Consider the following 20,145-nt stretch of genomic DNA (forward strand, 5'->3'; position numbering starts at 1 on the left):
CCCGCGCAAGTTCAGGGTCGCTTCATGCTCTCGATCAGCGGCGCGACGATGTCCATCGGCAGCGGGAACACGATGGTCGAGTTCTTGTCGGCGGCAATCACGGTAAGGGTTTCCAGATAGCGCAACTGGATCGCCTGCGGCTGCGCGGCAAGAATTTCCGCGGCCTGTGCAAGCTTCTCGGCAGCCTGCAACTCGCCCTCGGCGTGGATGACCTTGGCGCGCCGCTCGCGCTCGGCCTCGGCTTGCCGCGCAATGGCGCGGATCATGGAGTCGTTCAGGTCGACGTGTTTGATCTCGACGTTGGTGACCTTGATGCCCCAGGCATCGGTCTGGCTGTCGAGGATCTTCTGCAGGTCGAGGTTCAGCCGCTCGCGCTCCGACAGCATTTCGTCGAGCGTGTGCTTGCCGAGCACCGCCCGCAGCGTCGTCTGCGCCAACTGGCTGGTGGCGGCCAGGAAGTTCTCGACCTGGATCACCGCGCGCTCCGGGTCCACCACCCGGAAGTAAAGCACGGCGTTGACCTTGAGCGTCACGTTGTCGCGCGAGATCACGTCTTGCGCCGGCACATCCAGCACCACGATGCGCAGGTCGATGCGAACCATCTGCTGCACGCCCGGGATGAGGAGCACCAGCCCCGGCCCCTTGACGCGCCAGAAGCGACCGAGCTGGAACACCACGCCGCGCTGGTACTCGCGCAGGATGCGCAGCGAACTGCCTGCGAGCAATGCCAGCAGGACCAGGATCGAAGGCAACAAGAAAATTGAAATCATCCTGGGCTTGCTCCTGTGGAAGGGGTCGGTGCGGCCGCGTTGACTTCCAGCGTGAAGCCCTCGGCACGCGCGATGCGCACCAGTTGGCCTGGCTGCAACGCCTGCGCCGCACTGATGCGCCAGCGTTCGCCGTCGACCATGGCCCAGCCTTCGCCGCCGCCGAATTCGATGACCTCGGCCGTGGCGCCGACGAAGCGCTGCAAGCCGGTGCGCACGGGCCGCGCGCGCGCCTTGAGCGTCATCCGGCCGAGGACGATGACGAAGGCGGCCGAGACCAGCGCCAGGCCGGCGATCAGCGACGGCGGAACACCGAAGCCCGGCACGTCGCTGTCGATCAGCAACAGCGCGCCGAAACCGAAGGCAGCGACGCCGCCCAGCCCGAGCGCCCCATACGTCGGCATGAACGCCTCGGCAACGAAGAAGGCGATGCCCAGCAGGATCAGGGCCATGCCGGCATAGTTGATCGGCAGCATCTGCAGCGCCCACAGGGCGAGCAACAGGGCGACGCCGCCGATCACGCCCGGTGCGATGTATCCCGGGTTCATGAACTCGAACAACAGCCCATACACGCCGATCATCATCAGCATCAGCGCAAGGCCCGGATCGCTGATGACCGACAGCAGCCTGGCGCGCCAGTCCGGCTCGACCACGATGATTGCCGCGTGAGCGGTGTCGAGTTTCACAGACCCGGCGCCGTTGAAGGCAGACAGCGCGCGACCGTCCAGTTGGTGCAGCAAGTCGGCGGGGTCCGTGGCGATGAGGTCGATCACCTTGCGCGTGAGTGCTTCAGTGGCCGCCAGGCTCACCGATTCGCGCACCGCCTGTTCGGCCCAGGCGACATCGCGGCCACGCAGTTGCGCCAGGCTGCGGATATAGGCGCTTGCGTCGTTGACGCGCTTGGCGGCCATCGTGTCGTCGTGCTTCGCGGGCGCGGAGGCGGCGCCCGACGGCGGGGTCGCGGGTGCCTTGCCGCCGCCCATGTCGGGCATGCCGATTTCCACCGGCGTCGCGGCGCCGAGGTTGGTCGCCGGCGCCATCGCCGCAACCTGGCAGGCATAGAGGATGTACGTACCGGCACTGGCCGCGCGCGCACCCGACGGCGCGACATAGCCGGCCACCGGCACCGGCGACGCAAGGATGTCCTGCACGATGCTGCGCATTGCAACGTCGAGGCCGCCGGGCGTGTCCATCTGCAGCACGACGAGTTGCGCGTGCTCGCGCGCGGCCCGCTCCAGCGATCGCTTGATCTCGGCAGCCGTCGCCGGGCCGATGGCGCCCTGGATACGGACCAGGAACACCGGCGCCACGTCGGCCGTGGCGGCAGCGCACGGAGCCAGTTGCAGGACCGCTGCCCAAAGCACCAGCGGCACCAGCGGCACCAGCGCGCGCAGCCACCAGCGGCGGATCGTCATGGCGGGCTCCATGCCGGATGCGCGCCGGATTCGGCGGACAGGCAGAAATGGTTCGACATTTCGCGCTCCTCAGGAGGTGCTTGCGCTACCTGAAGCAGCGTACACCCGCAGGCCGCCGCATGCCATCGGTGCCGATGTCCCATGCGCCACATCGACGCCCTCCGCCAGTCGATTGGACAGGGTATACCCGCAACCCACACCAAACCCGATTTGTATGATGATCCTGCAACTTTGTTAGCTGACTGGCGGGGCCCGTGCGAGGGGCAGAGTCCCGTCAACGTGGCCAGGCCCCTCGGCGAGCGCAACCGCTGCGCCTCGCCGTTCTCACCGAGGAGACAAAGAAATGAGCCATCGCGTTCGTGTTGCCGCTGCCATCGCAGCGCTCGTGGCATCTGCCGCAGTGAATGCCGCCGGGCCGGCCGTGGTCAGCGGTCCGGGCGAGAACCCCGGCTGTTTCAAGCCCTGGGATGCCAGTACCAAGTACTTCCAGTGGCCGGCCAAGAAGGGACCGTACCGCCTCGCGCTGGCCAACGGATTCGTGGGCAACACCTGGCGCATCCAGATGATCAAGATGGCCAAGGCCTATGCGGCCACGCCGGACATGAAGGACAACCTCAAGGAGTTCAAGATCGTCTCGACCGGCACCGACGTGGCGGCGCAGATCGCAGCGATCGACAACTTCATCAACTCGGGCTATGACGCCATCGTCACCATCGCGGTGAACCCGACCGCGTTTGCGCCGGTGATCAAGCGCGCCAATGCCGCGGGCGTGGTGGTGGTGCCGTTCGACAACGTGCTCGACAGCACCGAGGTGATGATGGTCAATGAAGACCAGACCGCAATGGGCACGCTGTCCGGCGACTGGCTGGTGAAGAACATCCCGAGCAAGAGCGGCAAGCTGCTCGAAGTGCGCGGCGTGCCTGGCAACTCGGTGGACCGCGACCGGCATCTGGGCTTCCGCAAGGTGGTCGAGGGGCCGGGCAACAAGTTCGAGGTAGTCGAGGTGGTCGGCAACTGGGACGACGGCACCGCGCAGAAGGCGGTGGCCGACGCCGTGGCCGTGCACAAGAACTTCGACGGCATGTTCGTGCAGGGCGGTTCCACCGGCGCGGTGCGCGCCCTGATCGATGCCAAGCACAAGATGATTCCGGTGGCCGGCGAAGCGGAGAACGGCTTCCGCAAGCTGTGTGCGGAACGGGCCAAGGACGGCCTGGTATGCACCTCGCTCGGCCAGTCGCCGGGACTGGTGGCGATCTCGATGAAGGCTGCGGTTGCAGCGCTGCAGGGCAAGGTGATGCCGCAGTTGATTTCGGTGCCGATCCCGACGGCGACGCACCCGGACTTCAAGGCGGGCGAGAACTACTTCCCCGACCTCACCGACAACTTCTTCACCACCAACGACTTCCCGCCTTGCGGCGTGAACCTGAAGGCGACGGACATCATGTCGAAGGACGAGAAGAACAACTGACACCGGTTCGAAATTTGGACCCGATCCTCCAGCTCGTCGACGTCTCCAAGCGCTATGGCGGGGTGCGTGCGCTGGAGCGCGCGCAGTTCGCCTGCGCGCGAGGGCGCATCCACGCATTGCTGGGCGAGAACGGTGCAGGCAAGTCGACGCTCATCAAGATGATGGCCGGCGTGGTGCAGCCCGACGAGGGCCGCATCGTGCTGGAGAGCACGGAGCGCCGATTTGCCCATCCGCAGGAGGCCGTGTCGGCCGGCATCGCGTGCATTTTCCAGGAGCTGTCGCTGATGCCGGACTTGAGCGTGGCGGACAACATCTGCATCACCAATCCGACGAAGCGCTTCGGGCTGATCGACCGCAAGGCGCAGCGGCGCATCGCCGAGGCGGCACTGGCGCGCGCCGGTGCGGAAGGCATTCATCCGCTGGCGCCGGTGGGCAGCCTGTCGCTGTCGCGGCGGCAGATGGTCGAGATCGCGAAGGCGCTGGCGCGCGAACCGAAGATCCTGATCCTCGACGAAGCCACCTCCGCCCTTACCGCAGCCGACGTGGAGCGCGTCTACACGCTGCTCAAGCGACTGCGCAACGAGGGCCTGGCGATCGTCTACATCTCGCATCGGATGAAGGAGATCGCGGACCTTGCCGACGACTGCTCGGTGTTTCGCAACGGGCAGCATGTGGCGACTTTCGCGGCGGGCACCAAGACCGATGCACAGACAGTGGAAATGATGATCGGCCGCGACATCGCGCATGCGTTTCCACCCAAGCCGCCGCCGCGGCCCGCCGTGGAGACGGCCGCGCCCTCGCTCGACGTGCGCGGCATGTCGTGGAACGGCCGGCTGCACGACATCGAGCTGACTGCGCGGCCCGGCGAAATCGTTGGCCTCGGCGGGCTGGATGGGCAGGGCCAGCGGGAGTTTTTCCTGGCGCTTTTCGGCGTGCTGCGTGGCGTGGGCGGCGAAGTCCTGCTCGACGGCAAGACGGTCAGCGTGAAGAGTCCGCGCATGGCCAAGCACAAGGACATCGGCATCGCGCTGGTGCCGGAAGACCGCAAGACCGACGGGCTCATGCTGCCCATGTCGGTGCGTGACAACCTGAGCTTTGCGGCACTGGAGCGCTTGAGCCGCGCGGGCGTGGTCATCGCCTCGGAGGAAGACCGAGCGACCGGCGAGATGGTGCGCAAGCTTTCGATCAAGGCGCCGGAACTGGGCGATGCCGTCGGCACGCTGTCCGGTGGCAACCAGCAAAAGGTGGTGATCGCGAAGTGGTTGATGAACGCGCCGCGCATCATCCTGCTGAGCGATCCCACGCGCGGCATCGACGTAGGCACCAAGCAGGAGATGTACGTGCTGTTGCGCCGCCTCGCGGAAGAAGGCGCTGCCGTGCTGCTGTACTCCACCGACTACGCGGAGCTCATCGGCTGCTGCGACCGCGTCGCCGTGTTCCTTGACGGCCGCATCGTGCGCTGGCTGGCGGGGCCCGGGTTGACTGAACATGCGCTGGTGGCCAGCGCACTCAACCTCACGACGGAGGCCTTGCACTGATGCCATCGCGATCGGACTGGCGATTCCACTTCCGCGAGCACTTTGGCGCCTATGCCGCGCTGGCGATGTTCGTCGTCATCTTCGCGCTGTACATCACCAAGCACCAGACCGGCTGGACCGTGCCGGTGCTGACGACTGCCGCCAACAAGGGCGTGCTGCTGGCGGTCGTCGCGATGGCGCAGACGCTGCCGGTGCTGACTTCGGGTATCGACCTGTCGGTGGGCATGGTGTTCGTGCTGGCCAACTGCCTGGCTTCTCACCTGGTGGTCGGCACGCCGTTGCAGGCGGCGATGGGCGTGGTGATCGTGCTGGGCGTCGGCGCCCTGTGCGGCTTTGTCAACGGCGCGATCATCGTCGTCGGCCGGCTGCAGCCAATCATCACGACGCTCGCGACCGGCACGATCTACTTCGGCATCGCGCTGGGCTTGCGGCCCGTGCCGGGCGGCGACGTGTATGCCGGACTGGCGGACGCCCTGACGGGCGCCCTGCCCGGCGGCGTGCCGGCGATGCTCGGGGTGCTGCTCGCCGTGGTGCTGCTGGTCTGGGTGCCGTACCGGCGCTCGGCGGTCGGACGCGCGGCGCTGGCCATCGGCTCGGCCGAAGGCGCGGCGTACATGTCGGGCGTGAACATCGGGCGCACCAAGCTCGTTACCTACACGCTGGCCGGATTCCTTGCGGCCATCGGCGGGCTGCTGCTGACCTTCGTGACCTATTCGGGCGAGGCTTCGTCGGCCATCGGCGGCGTGTACACGCTGAACTCGATCGCGGCGGTGGTCATAGGCGGCACTTCGCTGGCAGGCGGCGCGGGAACGGCGATCGGCTCGGTGTTCGGCGCGCTGGTGCTGCGCACCATCGGCGACCTGCTCTTCGTGTTCGACCTGGAGCCGCTGTGGCAGCCGCTGTTCCAGGGCGTGATCCTGCTCACCGCCGTGAGCCTGGGCGCGCTGCAGTTGCTCAAGGTCACGAATCGACTGGACCTGTTCAAGTGAGCGAGCTTGCGATTCGCCTGAAAAGGTCCGGACAGTTGCCGGTGATCGCGGCGGCGGCCTGCACGGTCGCGCTGCTGCTGATCGGCAGTCTCTATTCGAAGAACTTCCTGTCGGCCGAATACCTGCTGCTGCAACTGCAGATCGCCTCGTTCCTCGGCATCGTCGCGACTGGCGCGATGGTGGTCATCCTGCTCGGCGGCATCGACCTTTCGGTGCCATGGATCGTGACGGTCGGCGGGGTGATGTCGGCGGCCGCGGCCGGCTGGTGGGGACAGACGGGCGAACTCATCGCCATACCGTTCGGCATCGCATGCGGCTGCGTGCTGGGCGCGATCAACGGCATCGGCGTGGCCTATCTGCGCGTGCCTTCGATGATCTTCACGCTGGGCATCAACGCGGTGGCGCAAGGCTTGATCGTGGTGCAGACCGGCGGCTTCGCTCCGCAGGACCGTGCTACGCCGGCCATGCACCTGATTGCTACCGGCCGTTCGCTACTGGGCATTCCCAATGCGCTGCTGGTGTGGCTGGTGGTGGGCGCCGCGACGATGTTCATGCTTCACCGCACCACGCTGGGCCGCGCGATCTACGCAGTCGGCAATCGCGAGCGCGCGGCCTACCTGTCAGGCATCAACACGCGCCTTGTCACGCTGCTGTGCTTCACGATCGCCGGCGCCTGTTCGGCCGCGGCTGGCGTGCTGCTGACCGGCTATTCGACCAAGGCCTACCAGGCGATGGGCGATGCCTACCTGCTGCCCGCCATCGCGGCGGTGGTGCTGGGCGGTACCAACATCCTGGGCGGACGCGGCTCCTACCTTGGCACCGTCGTCGGGGTCATGCTCATCACGCTGCTGCAATCGATCCTGTCGGTGATGCAGATACCGGAGATGGGACGGCAGGTCACCTACGGCGTGGTGATCATCGCGATGCTGCTGGTGTACGGGCGGGGCCAGCGACATTCGCAATGAGAATTCACAGCGCGGTTTTCAGTTGCGCCGTGCCTTCAGCCAGCGAACCGCCAAAACCACGCCTGCCACTGCGGCGGCCGCGAGCAAGGCCAGCGCCTCGTAGCGTCCCAGGTCGGCGATCAGCCAGCTCAGGGTCTGCCCGAACAGGTAGCCCACGCCGGTGACGAGCAGCGCCCACACGGCGGCGCCGATCAAGTTCAACACGGCGAACCGCATTGCCGAAACCTCGCTCATGCCGATCGCCACCGGTCCCACCAGGCGCAGTCCATACATGAAGCGAACCCCGAAGATCAGCCAATTCTGGTGGCGCCGGATCAACCGCGCCACCGGTTCGGAACGCACCGCCAGCGTCGGAAACTGCCGCAGCATCGCGGCGCCGTGCCGGCGTCCCATGTGAAAGAGCAGTTGATCTCCCAGCGTGCCGCCGCAAAACGCGATGGCCACGACAAGCGGAAACGACAGGTAGCCATGATGCGATGCCATGCCGGCCAGCAGCAGGACGGTTTCGCCTTCGAGCAGGCTGCCGACCAATACGGCACCGTAGCCGTATTCCGTGACGAGGTGTGCAAGGGACATCGAGGTGATTCCGGGCGATCACGACGCGCTGGCAATGCCGTGTAGCAGCGTCGCGCGTACATCGGGGCGCGCGAAATGGCTGCGTTCGCCGAGGCCCGTGTGCGTCGGAGCGAACAACTCGCGTCCCTGCCCGGGCAGCAACGGGCGCATCTTCCGCCAGGCCCAGCCGGCGGACCATGCGCCGTGAACCCCTGCGAATGTCGCCATCCATGTCTCCTTCTGGCCGCTGACGCTATCAGCAAGGCGATCGTCGACGCAAGCCCTCCGGTCGCAAGCGGCCTGATGCGTGTGCGGCGTTCGTCAACGCAGCGCGGGAAGCAGCAAGCTGGCGACCAGCCCGACGGCCGCACAACCTCCCAGAAGCGGCATCACGCCGACCTTGAAGCGAAACAACGCGACGACCGCCACCACCGCAATCACAGCCGACACAAGGTCGAAGCGACCACCAAAGCCCTGCGGCCACAGCACGTGATAAGCGAAGAACAGCGCCAGGTTCAGGATCACGCCGACGACCGCCGCGGTCACGGCCGACAGTGGCGCGGTGAAGCCCAGCTTGCCGTGCGTGGCCTCGACCAGCGGGCCGCCCGCAAGGATGAAGATGAAGGACGGCAGGAAGGTGAAGAAGGTGACGACTGTCGCCGCCAGTGCTCCGCTGGAGAACAGCGCATCGGGGCCCAGCACCTGCTTCGCCCATCCGCCGACGAAGCCGACAAAGGCGACGACCATGATCAGCGGCCCGGGCGTGGTCTCGCCCAGCGCGAGCCCATCGATCATCTGCGGGGCCGTGAGCCAGTGATGCTGTTCGACCGCGCCCTGGTAGACGTAAGGCAGCACCGCGTAGGCGCCACCGAAGGTCAGCAGCGCAGCCTTGGTGAAGAACCAGCCCATCTGCGTCAACGCGCCGTCCAGGCCGCCGGTGGCGACCAGCACACCCATCGCCATCGCCCAGGCACCGAGCCCGACGATCAGCAGCCGGAGCAGATGCCCGCGCGAGAAGCGCGCATGCGCCGGCGTGGGCGTGTCGTCGTCGATCAGTGCAGGGCCATAGCCCTGCTGCGCACCGCCGTGGCCGCCGCCAAGCGCGAACACCGCAGGCGCCCATCGCGCACCGAAGTGGCCGATGAGCGCGGCCGCGCCAACGATCGCGGGGAAAGGCACGTCCAACGCAAAGATCGCCACGAAGGCCAGTGCCGCAATACCCCACATCCAGCCGTTTCTCAACGCCCGGCTGCCGATGCGATGCGCCGCGTGCAACACCAGTGCCGTCACGGCAGGCTTGATGCCATGGAAGACGCCCTCCACGACCGGCAGGCTGCCGAACCGCATGTAGATCCACGACAGCCCGATCAGGATGAACAGTGACGGCAGCACGAACAATGCCCCGGCCACGATGCCACCCCACGTGCGATGCATCAGCCAGCCGATGTAGGTGGCCAATTGCTGGGCTTCCGGACCCGGCAGGAGCATGCAGTAGTTCAACGCATGCAGGAAGCGCTTCTCGCTGATCCAGCGGCGCCGCTCGACCAACTCGGTGTGCATGATCGCGATTTGGCCGGCCGGCCCGCCGAAGCTGATGAAGCCGAGCCGAAGCCAGAAGCGGAACGCCTCGCCGAAGCCGACGGCCTCCGGTGCGGCGGCCGGCAGGTTGGCGTCGGCAATGGCGTCGGGGTTGGCGTCTGGGTCGGCGTTTGCGTTGGCGTCGAGATCGGCGTTCAAGTTCGGAATTTCAGGCGGCCTGGGCACGAACGATACAGGCCGCCCCGCTGCGCCGCAATGCACCGCGCTCAGGCCGGCGCAACGACCAGGGTCCAGAACATCGCGACCACCGCGATGGCCATCACGCCCGTCGCGATCCACCCGATGACCTTGAGCCGCAGCGGCGGCGTCAGTTTGCCCATGACGTCGCCCCGCGATGCCAGCATCATCATGACGACCATGATCGGCACCGAGATCACGCCGTTGATCACGGCGCTCCAGAACAGCGCCTTGATGGGGTCGATGGGCATGAAGTTGATCGCCACGCCCACCATCGTCGAGATGGCGATGATTCCGTAGAAGCGCTTGGCGGCCATCGGGCGCAACTCGAGGCTGTTCTTCCAGCGGAAGGTACCGGCCATGGCATAGGCCGCCGAACCCGCGAGCACCGGCACGGCCAGCAGACCGGTTCCGATGATGCCCAGGCTGAACAGCAGGAACGCGAATTCGCCGGCGATGGGCCGCAGCGCATCGGCCGCCTGCGCGGAGGTCTCGATCTGCGTCACGCCATGCGCGTTGAGCGTGATGGCCGTCGTCAGGATGATGAAGAACGCGACGGCGTTCGAGAACCCCATGCCGATGAAGGTATCGGATTTGATCCGGTTCAGCACCTTGCGCGCATACGACATCGGCGCGCCCTTCAGCTTGACGGCGTTGACATCGGCCTTCTGGTCCTCCACTTCCTGCGACGCTTGCCAGAAGAACAGGTAGGGGCTGATCGTCGTGCCGAAGATGGCGACGATCATGGTGATGGCGTCGGCGTTCAGCTTCACGCTGGGCACGAAGGCGTGGACCAGCACCTGGCCCCAGGGAATCTCGATGACGAAGACGGTCGCGACATAGGCCAGCAGCGCCAGCGTGAGCCACTTGAGAATCCTGACGTAGCGCGAGTACGGGATGAAGACCTGCAGCACGATCGACAGCACGCCAAAGAAAACGACGTACCAATGGCGCCCACCGCCGACGAGCAGGCGCGCCGCATCGGCCATCGCGGCAATGTCCGCCGCAATGTTGATGGCGTTGGCCACGAGCAGCAACAGCACGAGGCTGTAGAGCAGCCAGCCCGGAAAGTGGCGGCGGATGTTGGTGGCAAGGCCGTGGCCGGTGACCTGCCCGATCCGCGCCGCGATGAGCTGGATCGCCACCATCAACGGGTAGGTAAGGACAATGGTCCACAGAAGCCCGAACCCGAACCTGGCGCCCGCCTGCGAGTAGGTGGCGATGCCGCTGGGGTCGTCGTCAGCGGCTCCCGTGATGAGGCCGGGGCCGAGCTTCTTCAACCATGATTCGTCGTCTGCAGGCCCGGCCGCTGCCGATTGCGCCCCTGCCGCCAATGCAAGTTTTCGCTCAGTTGCCACGGTGGCCCCTCTTGTTCAAACGCCAGCGAGCTTGCGCGATCGGCGGGCGCTCGAACGTAGGCCATCGGGCCAGGAAGCTGAGCGGGAACGGCGCACCCGGCGGGTCAACCAGCCTGTTCGCCGGAGGATAGGCCGGCTTCGGCTACGGCTTCGCCTGCATCACGGGCTCCAGCACGAAGTCGAAGTCGAGCGCGTGGAACGGCCCCGCCTGCATCGACCCGTCCGGCGCGACGCCGGCCGGTTGCGACCGGAAGTCTCCGATCAGCGAGCTGCGCACGCCGAACACGGCATCGCTGTCGAGGTACGCGTCGCCGTCCTTGAAGACGTGCGTGATCAGCGTCTCGTAGCCTGGCGCCTGGATGATGAAGTGGACATGCGCGGGGCGCCATGGGTGCCGACGCGTGGCCTCGAGCATCGTGCCGACCGGGCCGTCGGTCGGGATCGGGTAGGCCACGGGCATGATTGCCTTGAAGTAGAGGCGCCCTTCCCCGTCGGTCTGGAAGACTGCGCGGCCCTCTGCATGATCCAGGCCGGGGCGCTGCAGGTCGTAGAAGCCTTCCGCATCGGCCTCCCACACGTCGACGACCGCGCCGGCGACAGGCTTTCCGTCCGTTCCGCGCACGGTGGCATTCACGAACAGCGGCTCGCCCTTTGCGCCGTTGGCGATGTCGCTCCCCAGGGACAGCACCGGTGCGCCCGGCACGTGGAAAGGACCGAAAACCGTGGCCTCGGTCGCCTGCGCGCTCTTGGAATGGTTGAGCGCGACCGTGAGCATGGACAAGCCCAGCGTGTCCGACAGCAGGATGAACTCCTGGCGCTTGTCGTCGCATTTCTGGCCTGTCGCGGTGAGGAACTCGATGCCCTGCATCCACTCGTGTTCCGTCAGCTTCACCTCGCGTGCGAAGTCGTGGAGGTGCCGAACGAGGGCCGACATGATTTCCTTCAACCGCGGATCGGGCGTGTCCGCAAGGCGATCGAGCACTGCGCCCGTGATCGTGTCTTCATTGATGTTTCGCATGGGCGGGAATCTCCAGGTGGGGCGTCGAGGATACGGGCGCCGGGCGCTTTTCGGTGGACGGCATCGGCAGCACCAGCCGCCGCTGCGTCGGGAACAGCGACCATCCCCAGCGTTGCTGCGCGAAGCCCCACAGGCCTTGCTTGAAGTAGATGGTGACGACGATCGCCAGCAGGCCCAGGCCGAGCAGGTACCACGTGCCGAAGTCGCTGAGGAATTTGTTCATGGCCCAGAAGATGAGCGCACCGACCAGCGGGCCCTCGATGCGGCCAATGCCGCCGATGACCACCATGAAGATCGCAAACGCCGTCCAGTTGACGCTGAAGGCCGCATCGGGGCTGATGCGCAGGTTGCCGACGAAGTACAGCGCACCCGCCATGCCCGCGCCAAAGGCCGCGACCACGTACACCGCAAGCTTCATGCGCGCGACCGGGATGCCTTGCGATTCGCCAGCGACTTCGTTGTCCCGAATGGCAAGCAGCGCCAGGCCGCGCTTGCTGCGCAGAAAGAGATAGACCAGTGCGATCGCCGCAACCACGCAAGCCAGCGCCATCCAGTAGGTCGTGTTTTCGCGCGTGGCCTTCTCGATGCCGCGCAAGGCCGTCAACGTGGTGCCGGACCCGCCGCCGACGGCCGACAGGTTGGCGAAACTGAGCCTGAAGACCTCCGCGATCACCCAGGTGCCGATCGCGAAATATCCACCCGACAGCCGAAACGCCACGAACGACACCGGGACCGCGATCAGCGCAGCCGCCGCCGCGCCCAGCGGAATTGCCACGAACGGATTGAGCCCGAGGAAGTTGCCCAGCATCAGCATCACGTAGCCGCCGAAGCCGAAGAAGGCCTGCTGTCCGATGCTCACCATGCCGCCATAGCCGGCCAGCAGGTTCCACATCATCGCGAAGATGAAGTAGCAGGCGATCTCGACGAACTCGCGCATCCAGCTCGATTCGCCCCAGAACGGAAGGCTGGCAGCCAGCGCGACGAGCAGCACGGCAACGATCAGCGCGGTGCGGCTCGCCGAAGTGCCGCGCACGACATCAAAGGTATGTGGGTTCATGAGCGTGTCTTCGGAAAGAGCCCCTGCGGCCGGAACACCAGCACGAGCAGGAAAACGATGTGGCCGAACCAGATGCCCCAGCCCGGGTCCAGGCGGAAGCCGATCTGCTGCGTGATGCCCAGGATCATCGCGCCGGCCAGCGTGCCCCAGAAGGAACCCATGCCGCCGATGATCACGGCCTCGAAGGCGAACAGCAGCAACAGCGGGCCGTCGGAAGGCGACACGGTCGTTCGCATACCCTGCAACGCACCGGCGACCGCGATCAGCACGAAGGCGATGCCGGTGGCAAGGGCATAGACCTTCTTCGCATTGAGCCCCATGAGTTCGGCGATCTCGCGGTCGTCCGACACCGCGCGGAAAGACCGCCCCAGCGCCGTTCGCGCAAAGAGCCATTGCAGCGCACCCGTGGCCACCAGCGCAATCGCCAGCACGATGAGCGGCAGGATGCCCAGCGACAGCGAATCGCCGATCTGCAGGCCCTGCGTGTTGAGCCCGCCGGTCTCGATGGACCGCGGGTCGGCCGAGAACACTTCGAGCAGCAGGTTCTGGATGACGATCGACAGGCCGAATGTGACGACCAGCGAAGGCAACGGGTCCTTGCCGAGCGTTCCGTTCAGCACATAGCGCTGCAGCGCATAGCCGAACCCGAATGCCACCGGCAGCACCGCGAGCGCGGCCGGCACCGGTGCGCCGCCGAACAGCGAAGTGCCCGCGATCACCGCGAATGCGCCGAGGATGATGAAGTCGCCCTGCGCCGTGTTGGTGAGCCGCATGACGCCGAACATCAGCGACTGGCCAAGCGCGAACAGGGTGTAGAGGCCGCCGAGCAGGATGCCCTGGAGAACAGTTTCGATCACGCCATGCCTCCTGTGTCAAAGCCCGAAATAGGCTTGCGAGATCTGGTCCCGCGTGAGTTGGTCGGAGCGGCCCTGCAGCGACACGCGCCCCTCCTGCAGGCAGTAGATGCGCCGCGACACGCGCTGCGCCATCGTCACGTCCTGCTCGACGATCACGACCGTCATGCCTTCCCGGGTGATGTCCGGCATGGCCGCGTAGATTTCGCGGATCACGATCGGCGCAAGGCCGAGCGAGAGTTCGTCGCACAGCAGAACCTCCGGGTTGCTCATGAGCGAACGGCCGAGCGCCACCATCTGCTGCTGGCCGCCGGAAAGCGAAGTGCCGGGGTTGTGGCGCTTTTCGGCCAGGATGGGAAACAGCTTGTAGAGGCGCTTGAGGTCCCACGGGCCCTTGCGCTGCGAGAGGCCGCCGATGAGCAGGTTCTCCTCGACGCTCAGGCTCGGAAAGAGCCGGCGGCCTTCCGGCACCATCGCGAGCCCGCGCTTCACGATCTCGCCGGGCGGCAGGCCGCCGACGGCCTCGCCCTTGAAGTGAATCGCCTCGCGCGGGGCCCGCACCAGGCCGGTCAGGCACTTCAGCAGCGTCGACTTGCCCGCGCCGTTGGCGCCGATGACGGCGACGAGTTCGCCTTGTTCCAAGGTGAAGTCGACGCCGAACAAGGCCTGGGCGTCGCCGTAGAAGGCTTGCAGCCCCTGGGTCGTGAGCAACGCAGTCATGTCCGCGCTCCCTCTCTGGCTCCCTCTCCCTCCGGGAGCGCGTTGGGGTGGGGGCTCCGGGCGATGCAAGGGCCGGCAGCGCTGGACACGCCGCGTGCTCTCACCCTGGCCCTCTCCCGGAGGGAGAGGGAAAAAGAAAAAAGCCTCGTCATGCTTCCATCCCCATGTATACGCGCCGGACCTCGGCGTCGTTCATCACCGCCAGCGGCTCGCCTTCCGCCAGCTTCTGCCCGAAGTTGATGACGAACAGCCGGTCCGCCAGCGACAGCAGCGCGTGCACCACATGTTCGATCCAGATCATCGTCACGCCTCTGGACTTGATGCGTTGCAGTTCTTCGACGAGTTGCTTCGCCTCGTGCTCCGTGAGCCCGCCCGCGATCTCATCCAGCAACAGCAGCTTCGGCCGCGTCGCCAATGCCCGCGCCAATTCCAGCCGCTTGCGGTTGAGCAGGGTCAACCCACCGGCCGGCTTGTTCGCGTGCGGCATCAGCCCCGTCTGCTGCAAGACCTCATGCGCCGTCTCCCAGGCCTCATGCTCGGTCTGCTGCGCCCCGAAGCAAGCCGCGGTCACCAGGTTTTCGAACACGCTCATGTTCCCGAACGGTTGCGGCACCTGGTAGCTGCGCCCGATGCCGGCGTGGCAGCGCTGGTGCGGCTTCAGCGCGGTCACGTCCCGCCCCTCGTATTCCACGCGCCCCGCATCGACACGCGCATCCCCCGAAATCAGATTGAACAGCGTGGTCTTGCCCGCGCCGTTCGGCCCGAGGATGCCGAGCGTCTCTCCTTTCTTCACGGCGAGCGAGATGTCGTCGGTCACCTTGAGGGCGCCGTACGACTTGCTTACCGCATGCAATGCAAGCAGCGACATGACGCGTCAACCCGGCATCGGCCGCAGCGCACCGCCGACCGGGATGCTCTTTGCCTGCTCGTCGCTGACGATGGTCAGCTCGTACTTGTACTTCTTGCCCTTGCCCCATTGGCCGAGTACCAGCGGCGTCTTGCTCACGTTCCTGAACGGACCCGCCCCGCCCCACTTCACCGGGCCAACCACGGTGTTGATCGATGTGGCCGCCACTGCATCGCGCACATCCGAGGCCTTCTGCGACTTGGCACGCGACAACGCGTCGGCCGCCACTTCGAAAAGTGCGTGCGCAAAGCCGATCGGCTGCGTCCACTGCTTCTTGGCGCCGCTCTCGTACGAATCGGCCAACGCCCGGGCGCTCTGCTTGGTCAGGCTCGACGTGAAAGGATGCGACGGGCTCCACCACACCTCTGTCGACAGGCCGTCTCCCAGATCGCCCAGCGCCTCGATCGCGCCAGGGAAGAGCAACGCCTTGCCCAGGGTGATGACCTTCGGCTTGAAGCCCTGCTGCCGCGCCTGCGTCAGGAAGGTCTTTGCATCCGGCGGGATCACGACGCCCGTGACGATCTCCACGCCCTCCTTCTTGAACGCCGCGATCTGTGCGCTGAAGTCCTGCGTACCGTTCTGGAAACGGCCCGGGTCCACCAGCGTGAAGCCCATCGAGGACAGCGGCTTCGGAAAGCCGAGCTCCTTGTCGCCCCACGCATTGCCGTCGCCGTCGTTGGGGAACAGGCCGCCGACCTTCTTGTTGGTAGGCACCGACTTCCACCCGTCGGTGAAATTCGCGATCACGTCTTCCAGGCCCCAGAACAGGTGGTAGGTCCAGGCGAAGCCCTTGGCCGGATCACCCTTGCGGCCGAAGAACCACGGCTGCCACGGCACCACGCTGGAGATGCACGGCACCTCGTTGAGTTCGCAGGCGTCGCTCACGGGGTTGGCCGTTTCGGGCGTGCCGGCCGTCAGCACCAGCGCGACCTTGTCCTTGAGGATCAGGTCGTTGGCGACCTCGCCTGCGCGGTTGGGGTTGGACTGGCTGTCCTTCAGCACGATCTGCACGTCGTACTTCTTGCCGCCGATGCCGATGCCATCCTTGAACGCGGTCTTCATCTGGTCGATGACCCACTTGTCGGCCTCGCCGAAAGGTGCCAGCGGCCCGGTCTGCGGGGACACGTAGCCGATCTTGATCGTGTCTGCCGCGAACACCAGCGGCGTGACGCCCGTCGCTGCGAGGGCGGCCGCGGCCTGCGTGAACTGTCTGCGATTGAATGCCATGATGGTCTCCTTGTTCTGTGGATCGAGCACTTGAAAACGGGGCGTTACGCCGGTGGTACGCCTTCCCAGGCGCGTTGCAGCAGGGCGCGGATCAGGTCGCGCTGTGCCGGGCCGAAGGGGCGCGGGTTCCAGTAGGGATTGCTGACGGCGATGTCCGCGGCGCGGTCGAGGTCTTCGGCGCGCATGCCGATGTCGCGCAGCGCGACAGGCGCACCGTTGTCCTTGGCCAGCGCATACAAGCCTTGTGGCCCGGACGCCGAGCCGAGAGCCCTCGAAATGCGCGTCATGGCCTTCGGCGCTGCCTGCGCGTTGAAGGCAATGGCATGCGGCAGCACGACCGTATGAACCTCCGCATGCGGCAGGTTGAAGCTGCCGCCCAGCGTGTGGCACAGCTTGTGGTGCAAGGCCATGCCGACATTGCCCAGCACGGAGCCGCACAGCCACGCGCCATACAGCGCATCGGCGCGCGCCTCCATGTCCTGCGCGTCGCGGCGGATGGCCGGCAGCGCGCGGGCCAGCGCGGAGATGCCCTCCTGCGCCATCAGGTCCATCACCGGGTTGCTGTCCTGCGCATACAGACCCTCGGCCGCGTGCGCGATGGCGTTGATGCCGCTGGTCACGCTGAGGCCGACCGGCAGCGTGCGCGACAACTCGGGGTCGTAGATCACGGTGCGCGGCAGCACGCGCGGATCCTTGCCGGTCTTCTTCAGGCCGGCTTCGGTGAGGCCGTAGATGGGCGTCATCTCGCTGCCGGCATAGGTCGTCGGAATCGCCAGGATCGGCAGGCCGGAGTCGAGCGCGATGGCCTTGCCGAGGCCGGTGGTCGAGCCGCCGCCGATCGCCACCGCGCAATCGGCGCCGAGCTGTCGCGCCACCTCGCGTGCCTCGCGCGCCGTCTCGATCGGCACATGCATCACGGCCCGGTCGAAGATGCCCGCCGCCTGCGCGCCGAGCAGGTCAGCCACGCGTTCGGCTTGCTTGCGCTGCTCAGGCGTGGAAAGCACCAGCGCGCGCTTCGCGCCCAGCGCGTCGATCTCGCGGCCCAGGTGCTTCAGCGCGCCCGCGCCGAAGACGACGCGCTGCGGCTGGCTGGTGTAGACGAAGTCCTGCATCGCGGTCACCGCACGAAATGCGGGGGGATCTGCGCGTCGACGTTGACCCACACGCTCTTGACCTGCGTGTACTCGCGCATCGCGTCGAAGCCCATCTCGCGCCCATAGCCGCTCTGCCCCACGCCGCCGAACGGCGAGCCCGGGTTCACGCGCTTGTAGCTGTTGATCCACACCATCCCGGCATGCAGTTCGCGGGCGAACTTGTGGGCGCGCTGCAGGTTGGTGGTCCACAGGCCGCTGCCCAGGCCGTAGTCGGTGCCGTTGGCGATCTGCAGCGCTTCCTCGTCGGTCTTGAAGGTGAGCACGGTGACGAACGGGCCGAACACTTCTTCCTGCGCGACGCGATCGAGGTACGAGGCAGCCCGCACGATGGTCGGTTCCACATAGCAGCCGTTCGCCAGGTCACCGCCCGGCGACTTGCCACCGGCCAGCACTTCGCCGCCCTGCGCGCGCGCCACGTCGACATAGCTCAGCACGCGCTCGCGGTGCAGCGCGCTGGTGAGCGGCCCCATCTCCGTCGCCGCATCGAGCGGATTGCCGAGCCGCACCGACTTCGCGAGCGGAATGAACTTCTCCAGGAAGGCGTCCGCGATCTTCTCGTGCAGGATCAGCCGCGAGCCCGCGATACAGGCCTGCCCCTGGTTGTGAAAGATCGCCCACGCGCTGCCGTTGACTGCAGCGACGAGGTTCGCGTCCTCGAACACGATGTTGGCGCCCTTTCCGCCAAGTTCGAGTTGCACCTTCTTCAGGTTGCTGGCGCTCGCCTGGATTACGCGCCGACCGGTCGCGGTGCTGCCGGTGAACGCCACCTTCGCGATGTCCATGTGCTCCGCGATGTACTGGCCCGCAACACTGCCGAGCCCCGGCACCATGTTGACCACGCCTTCAGGCAAGCCGGCCTCGGCCATCAGCTCCGCGATGCGCAGCGAACTCAGCGGCGTGATCTCCGCCGGCTTCATCACGATCGTGTTGCCCGATGCCAGCGCGGGCGCCATCTTCCAGCTCGTGAACATGAGCGGAAAGTTCCACGGCACCACCTGCCCCACCACACCCACGGGCTCGCGCAGCGTGTAGTTGAGAAAGCCCGCTTCCACCGGAATCGTCTCGCCCTGGAACTTGTCGGCCATGCCGCCGAAGTAGCGGAAGCACGCCGCCGTCCGCGGCACGTCGAGGTTGCGCGAATCGCGGATCGGATGGCCGGTGTCGAGCGATTCGAGCCGCGCGAGTTCTTCGCCGTTCGCCTCGATCAGGTCGGCAAGCCGCAGCAGGATCCGCCCACGGTCAGCCGCCGCCAGGCGGCTCCATTTCGGGAAGGCGCGCTGGGCCGCGACCACCGCCTTGTCCACGTCGGCCTTGCCCGCGAGCGCCACGTCGGCGATCGTCGAGTTGTCGTGCGGATTGAGCGTGGCCAGCGTCTCGCCGGATTCCGCATCGACGAACTTGCCGTCGATGAAGAGCTGGTGCCGTATCGGCGTGCTGAGGCCCGCGGCCTGCTGGATGTCGGTGAGGTTCATTTCGTGTTCAACCATGGGTAACGTGCGGTGTCCTTGCCGGCATAGTCGGGATCGAGGTAGATGAAGCAGCGCTGGATCAACCAGTCGCGCACCTCGAACACGTCGCACCAGCGCCCCGCCGCCCACTCGGGCACGCCGGCGCGCCACGGACCATCGACGTGCTCGCCATGGCTGGTGCCTTCGCAGGCGAACATGTCGCCACCGGTCATGATCCAGTTGAAGCCCGCGTAGTCGTGCGTGATCGCCTTGCCGCGGCCGCCGAGGTCGCCGAACATGCGGCCGATTTCTTCCTTGCCGTTGGCCAGGCCCCATTTCGGGAAGTAGACCTGGGCGTCGTCGGCGAACAGGTCGAGGATCGAGCCACCGGTGGACGTGACGCCGCCGTGGTCGTAGGCCTTGAGGTATTCGAGGGCGACCGACTTGCGCTGCTCGTCGGTCATGGTGAGGCGTGTAAGTGCCATGGTGTGTCTCCTCTTTTCACTTGAGCGATTGCAAATACTCGACGAGCGCCGCGCGCTTCTTCGGGTCGTCCTGGAAATAGACCATCGTGCTGCCGGGTGCGACGGACTGCGTGTCGGTGAGCCAGCGCTCGAGCAACGCCTTGTCCCAGGTCTTGCCCTTCATGGCATCGACGTATTGCTTCGAATACGTGAAGCCGGGGCTGCTGGCGGCCTGCTTGCCGAGCAGGCCGTACAGGTTCGGGCCGACGCCGTTCGGCTCGCCCTTGCCGAAGCTGTGGCACTGCGTGCAACTGTTCTGGGCGAGGCGCTCGCCGGGCGACTGGGCCTGCGCGCAGAGCGCGGCGCCGGCCAGCGCCAGGCCGAGCGCCCACCTTGAAGCAGCCAAGGCGATCATTGGAAATCCTCCTTGCTGCGCACTGCGGTGCGAGCACCTTCGGGCAGCCG

General features: G+C 66.5%; 20 protein-coding genes. 4 read left to right on the forward strand and 16 right to left on the reverse strand.

From position 1 onward, the window contains the following. Positions 1-11: 11 nt before the first annotated feature. Together WKW80_RS14240 and WKW80_RS14245 are read right to left on the reverse strand one after the other, a co-directional pair. On the reverse strand, positions 12-770 hold the full coding sequence (locus WKW80_RS14240) for a slipin family protein (RefSeq protein ID WP_340364226.1): 759 nt from the start codon (positions 768-770) through the stop codon (positions 12-14). Continuing rightward, entirely contained in the window at positions 767-2,194 is a 1,428-nt protein-coding gene (locus WKW80_RS14245; protein WP_422822906.1) for an NfeD family protein, read from the reverse strand. Before WKW80_RS14245 ends, WKW80_RS14240 begins: the two co-directional genes overlap by 4 nt. Positions 2,195-2,525: 331 nt before the next feature. On the opposite strand from WKW80_RS14245, the gene WKW80_RS14250 reads away from it, so the two are divergent. The 4 genes from WKW80_RS14250 to WKW80_RS14265 are packed head-to-tail and all read left to right on the forward strand — an operon-like array spanning position 2,526 to position 7,142. Further along, a complete protein-coding gene (locus WKW80_RS14250) occupies positions 2,526-3,650 on the forward strand; it encodes a sugar ABC transporter substrate-binding protein (protein ID WP_340364228.1) in 1,125 nt (374 codons plus the stop codon). Positions 3,651-3,664: 14 nt separating this feature from the next. Next, positions 3,665-5,188: a sugar ABC transporter ATP-binding protein gene (locus tag WKW80_RS14255; protein WP_340364229.1), complete on the forward strand. Its 1,524-nt coding sequence runs from the start codon at positions 3,665-3,667 to the stop codon at positions 5,186-5,188. Continuing rightward, positions 5,188-6,177, forward strand: coding sequence for an ABC transporter permease (locus tag WKW80_RS14260; RefSeq protein ID WP_340364230.1), 990 nt, complete (start codon positions 5,188-5,190; stop codon positions 6,175-6,177). The genes WKW80_RS14255 and WKW80_RS14260 overlap by 1 nt, the downstream gene beginning before the upstream one ends. After that, positions 6,174-7,142 carry an ABC transporter permease gene (locus WKW80_RS14265; RefSeq protein ID WP_340364231.1) on the forward strand — a complete coding sequence of 323 codons (969 nt, stop codon included), beginning with the start codon at positions 6,174-6,176 and terminating at the stop codon, positions 7,140-7,142. Before WKW80_RS14260 ends, WKW80_RS14265 begins: the two co-directional genes overlap by 4 nt. An 18-nt stretch (positions 7,143-7,160) precedes the next feature. On the opposite strand, the gene WKW80_RS14270 is transcribed toward WKW80_RS14265, so the two are convergent. The 14 genes from WKW80_RS14270 to WKW80_RS14335 all read right to left on the reverse strand — a co-directional run bounded on the left by WKW80_RS14270 (position 7,161) and on the right by WKW80_RS14335 (position 20,095). After that, entirely contained in the window at positions 7,161-7,718 is a 558-nt protein-coding gene (locus WKW80_RS14270; protein ID WP_340364232.1) for a DedA family protein, read from the reverse strand. Between the two features lie 18 nt (positions 7,719-7,736). Then, positions 7,737-7,925 carry a hypothetical protein gene (locus tag WKW80_RS14275; protein ID WP_340364233.1) on the reverse strand — a complete coding sequence of 63 codons (189 nt, stop codon included), beginning with the start codon at positions 7,923-7,925 and terminating at the stop codon, positions 7,737-7,739. Positions 7,926-8,018: 93 nt separating this feature from the next. Beyond that, positions 8,019-9,377, reverse strand: a complete 1,359-nt coding sequence (chrA, locus tag WKW80_RS14280) for a chromate efflux transporter (protein ID WP_422822910.1) — start codon at positions 9,375-9,377, stop codon at positions 8,019-8,021. A gap of 125 nt (positions 9,378-9,502) precedes the next feature. Next, positions 9,503-10,807, reverse strand: coding sequence for an NRAMP family divalent metal transporter (locus WKW80_RS14285; RefSeq protein WP_340364414.1), 1,305 nt, complete (start codon positions 10,805-10,807; stop codon positions 9,503-9,505). Positions 10,808-10,973: 166 nt separating this feature from the next. Further along, complete coding sequence (locus WKW80_RS14290; protein ID WP_340364234.1) at positions 10,974-11,849, reverse strand: intradiol ring-cleavage dioxygenase; 876 nt, start codon at positions 11,847-11,849, stop codon at positions 10,974-10,976. After that, a complete protein-coding gene (locus WKW80_RS14295) occupies positions 11,833-12,906 on the reverse strand; it encodes a branched-chain amino acid ABC transporter permease (RefSeq protein WP_340364235.1) in 1,074 nt (357 codons plus the stop codon). Before WKW80_RS14295 ends, WKW80_RS14290 begins: the two co-directional genes overlap by 17 nt. Continuing rightward, positions 12,903-13,763, reverse strand: a complete 861-nt coding sequence (locus WKW80_RS14300; protein ID WP_340364236.1) for a branched-chain amino acid ABC transporter permease — start codon at positions 13,761-13,763, stop codon at positions 12,903-12,905. Before WKW80_RS14300 ends, WKW80_RS14295 begins: the two co-directional genes overlap by 4 nt. A gap of 15 nt (positions 13,764-13,778) precedes the next feature. Next, the gene (locus tag WKW80_RS14305) at positions 13,779-14,480 is read right to left on the reverse strand and encodes an ABC transporter ATP-binding protein (protein ID WP_340364237.1); all 702 of its coding nucleotides are present in this window, start codon (positions 14,478-14,480) and stop codon (positions 13,779-13,781) included. Between the two features lie 148 nt (positions 14,481-14,628). Next, entirely contained in the window at positions 14,629-15,348 is a 720-nt protein-coding gene (locus WKW80_RS14310; RefSeq protein ID WP_340364238.1) for an ABC transporter ATP-binding protein, read from the reverse strand. A 6-nt stretch (positions 15,349-15,354) separates the two neighbouring features. Next, positions 15,355-16,614, reverse strand: coding sequence for an ABC transporter substrate-binding protein (locus WKW80_RS14315; RefSeq protein WP_340364239.1), 1,260 nt, complete (start codon positions 16,612-16,614; stop codon positions 15,355-15,357). 44 nt (positions 16,615-16,658) lie between these two features. Next, on the reverse strand, positions 16,659-17,726 hold the full coding sequence (locus WKW80_RS14320) for a maleylacetate reductase (RefSeq protein ID WP_340364415.1): 1,068 nt from the start codon (positions 17,724-17,726) through the stop codon (positions 16,659-16,661). 5 nt (positions 17,727-17,731) lie between these two features. Further along, on the reverse strand, positions 17,732-19,195 hold the full coding sequence (locus WKW80_RS14325; RefSeq protein WP_340364416.1) for an aldehyde dehydrogenase family protein: 1,464 nt from the start codon (positions 19,193-19,195) through the stop codon (positions 17,732-17,734). 41 nt (positions 19,196-19,236) lie between these two features. After that, complete coding sequence (locus tag WKW80_RS14330; protein WP_340364240.1) at positions 19,237-19,701, reverse strand: nuclear transport factor 2 family protein; 465 nt, start codon at positions 19,699-19,701, stop codon at positions 19,237-19,239. 16 nt (positions 19,702-19,717) lie between these two features. After that, entirely contained in the window at positions 19,718-20,095 is a 378-nt protein-coding gene (locus WKW80_RS14335) for a c-type cytochrome (RefSeq protein ID WP_340364241.1), read from the reverse strand. Between the last annotated feature and the right edge of the window lie 50 nt (positions 20,096-20,145).

The sequence above is a fragment of the Variovorax humicola genome, assembly GCF_037889915.1.
Lineage (GTDB): Bacteria > Pseudomonadota > Gammaproteobacteria > Burkholderiales > Burkholderiaceae_C > Variovorax > Variovorax humicola.